Consider the following 2,406-nt stretch of genomic DNA (forward strand, 5'->3'; position numbering starts at 1 on the left):
GTTATGCTACAGGTAATGCTTTAGCTCAAGCTGGAGTAATAAGTGGTGCTGATATGACCATTGAAGCGGCATTAGCCAAATTGCATTATTTGTTGTCTATAGGATTAACTCCAGCGCAAATTAAGCAACGTATGCAGGAAAATCTGATTGGTGAACTGACGACGGACTAGATTACGTTATTGATATTTATGTGGTTATTATCTTAACCACATAAAAGCTAAATAAAAATGCGAGCTAATGAGCTCGCATTTTTTGTCTTATAATATCCATTACTGATAACACATATTATTCAATTTCAGATGATTATAAATCAGCTTCTTTAAACTCGGCGATAGGATCGCCTTTAAATTGTTTTTTCAGCTCAGATTTGGACAGCTCATTAATATTACCACCCGCTGCGATAGTAAAATGTTCAGTTTGATGTAACTTACGCGCTTGATACAACATCACCACTTGTAAGGTCGACTCACGCTGTGGTTCTGTTAATACTGTGCCGTCATCCCACTTACCAAGCTCCGTTGCAGACAACAAGCGTAGGTATACTTCTTCAGGCATTTCATCAATGACTTTATTGATATCGTTCATACTGATTTCCGTTTATGTAACACTATTCTAACTCTGGTAACAAGATAACCCGTAAAGCCAATAACAAAACTTGCAATCGCGATATAAGAAGTTAGCCCTTGTGCAGGCTCTCCTCCCCAAAACCACACCACAACCCCTGCTATAAACAATGTCAAAAAGATAAAGCTTTGGGTCATTAAGCTATTTGAACGCTCAATGTGACTGATAATCGTTAATGACTCAGTATTACCAGTCAAGTCGGTTTTACAATGCTCACATTGCTTAGCCAGACTTGAAATTCGCTTTTGACATTTAGGACATGCAACTAAGGCCATAATTTATTCTACCTGCTTGATCATCTGAAGATAAAAATTACTGCTTACAGTCGCGATTATAAATTATCAACCACAGCTAACATCGCAACTAATGACGCTTCACCTAAATATACGCAACGCTCTGGAGACCAGCCCACAAATGGGTCGGCTAAATTAGCATTGTCTTTAAATGGCATTTCTAACGTGTTCGATAAACAACTGAACGTATTGGCTACCCAGTTAGAACCCACGGTTAAATTCGCTTTACCTGGCTCATCTTTATCGTAACCAAACTCTGTTTGGAAATCAGCGCTGGCAATGGTCAATGCACTGAGAAATTGCTGTTGTAATTGAGCCATTTTATCGTTGTAGCTTGGCACCCCTTCACAACCGGCAAGGAACACATAAGGAAGACCTTCATCGCCGTGCACATCGTAAAATAAATCAACACCAGTTTGATGCATTTTATTAACGACATAATACACTTCAGGGCTTTTTTCTAAGCTCGGTGTTTGCCATTCGCGATTTAAGTTAGTACCTACAGCATTAGTACGTAAATGGCCGCGTGCGCTGCCATCTGGATTCATATTAGGCACAATATAGAAATTGGCTTTGTCTAATAAGGCTTTTGAAGTTGGACAATCACTATCGAGTAATTGATTTAGCAAGCCTTCGACTAACCATTCAGCCATGGTTTCGCCTGGGTGTTGACGTGCAGTGATCCAAATATTCTTTTTATCTGGGTTAGCATCACCAATTTTAAGCAAAGTCATGTCGCGACCATCAAGCGTTAACCCAAGATGTTCAAGACTCACTGCTGGATGTAATTGCACTTCACTGATTAAATCTAAATGACGTTCGTAGCTGTACGGTGCAAAATAAGCAATTTGAATGGCTTCACAATCGAGCTCGGCTTGGATGGTTAATTTGCCATCGACATACTGAGTAGGTAATCGGAACCATGTTTGGCGATCATAACTGGCAACGGCTTGATACTCTTCCCAACCTATTGGGTAAGATGCACTACCGGCATTGAGAATATTAAGGGTATATGTCTGACCGACTTCCCCTTCTAAACGAAAGTTAAACCATTGATAAAACTCACCACCAAAATCGGGACGAATGGCGAGTTGTATATCATCATGTTTGTCTAGATTAATGACGTCAATATTGCCGCCGTCAAAGTTTGCTGTAATCCGCATTAGATTATCCTTTATTGCTTGCGCTTATTTTGGGCTTAATAACGATTGGTATTAGCCTTATTTTATGCGCCATAGCTTATCAAATGCGGCAATTGGTGTGAACCATTAAAAGCTAAAGCTGTAACCTTGACCGCGAACGGTATTAATTAGTTCGCGTGGTAAATTACGTTTGACTAATTTACGGCGAGTATTACTGATATGCATGTCTAAATTACGGTCAAAACGTCCAAGTTCTTTATGCAGCACTCGAAGTTGTAATTCTTCTTTAGTAACCACCTCGCCTTGCCTATCAAATAAATATTTGAATAATCGATATTCTGTTTGCG

The 2,406-nt window shown here is 39.6% G+C and carries 4 protein-coding genes and 1 pseudogene; 1 reads left to right on the plus strand and 4 read right to left on the minus strand.

Annotation, left to right across the window (positions count from 1 at the left end; all coding sequences use genetic code 11):
* A pseudogene (gene ansA, locus CXF78_RS20365) lies at window positions 1–170 on the plus strand (asparaginase); the annotation flags it as partial.
* A gap of 133 nt (window positions 171–303) precedes the next feature.
* On the opposite strand, the gene CXF78_RS20370 reads toward ansA, so the two are convergent.
* The 4 genes from CXF78_RS20370 to CXF78_RS20385 all read right to left on the minus strand — a co-directional run.
* Window positions 304–585 carry a YeaC family protein gene (locus CXF78_RS20370; protein ID WP_102037777.1) on the minus strand — a complete coding sequence of 94 codons (282 nt, stop codon included), beginning with the start codon at window positions 583–585 and terminating at the stop codon, window positions 304–306.
* Entirely contained in the window at window positions 582–899 is a 318-nt protein-coding gene (locus tag CXF78_RS20375; RefSeq protein ID WP_102037778.1) for a zinc ribbon domain-containing protein, read from the minus strand. The genes CXF78_RS20370 and CXF78_RS20375 overlap by 4 nt, the downstream gene beginning before the upstream one ends.
* Before the next feature lie 56 nt (window positions 900–955).
* A complete protein-coding gene (locus tag CXF78_RS20380) occupies window positions 956–2,080 on the minus strand; it encodes a M14 family metallopeptidase (RefSeq protein WP_102037779.1) in 1,125 nt (374 codons plus the stop codon).
* 105 nt (window positions 2,081–2,185) lie between these two features.
* The coding region (locus CXF78_RS20385; RefSeq protein WP_145991592.1) for a response regulator transcription factor SsoR at window positions 2,186–2,406 on the minus strand (221 nt) is incomplete at its 5' end.

Origin of the sequence: Shewanella sp. 11B5 (assembly GCF_002836795.1) — a bacterium.
GTDB classification, from domain to species: domain Bacteria; phylum Pseudomonadota; class Gammaproteobacteria; order Enterobacterales; family Shewanellaceae; genus Shewanella; species Shewanella frigidimarina.

Bases quoted from the DNA above. Each gene is read 5' to 3' on its own strand.
- CXF78_RS20380 (WP_102037779.1), bottom strand. From the start codon at position 2,080: ATGCGGATTACAGCAAACTTTGACGGCGGCAATATTGACGTCATTAAT.
- CXF78_RS20370 (WP_102037777.1), bottom strand. From the start codon at position 585: ATGAACGATATCAATAAAGTCATTGATGAAATGCCTGAAGAAGTATAC.
- CXF78_RS20375 (WP_102037778.1), bottom strand. From the start codon at position 899: ATGGCCTTAGTTGCATGTCCTAAATGTCAAAAGCGAATTTCAAGTCTG.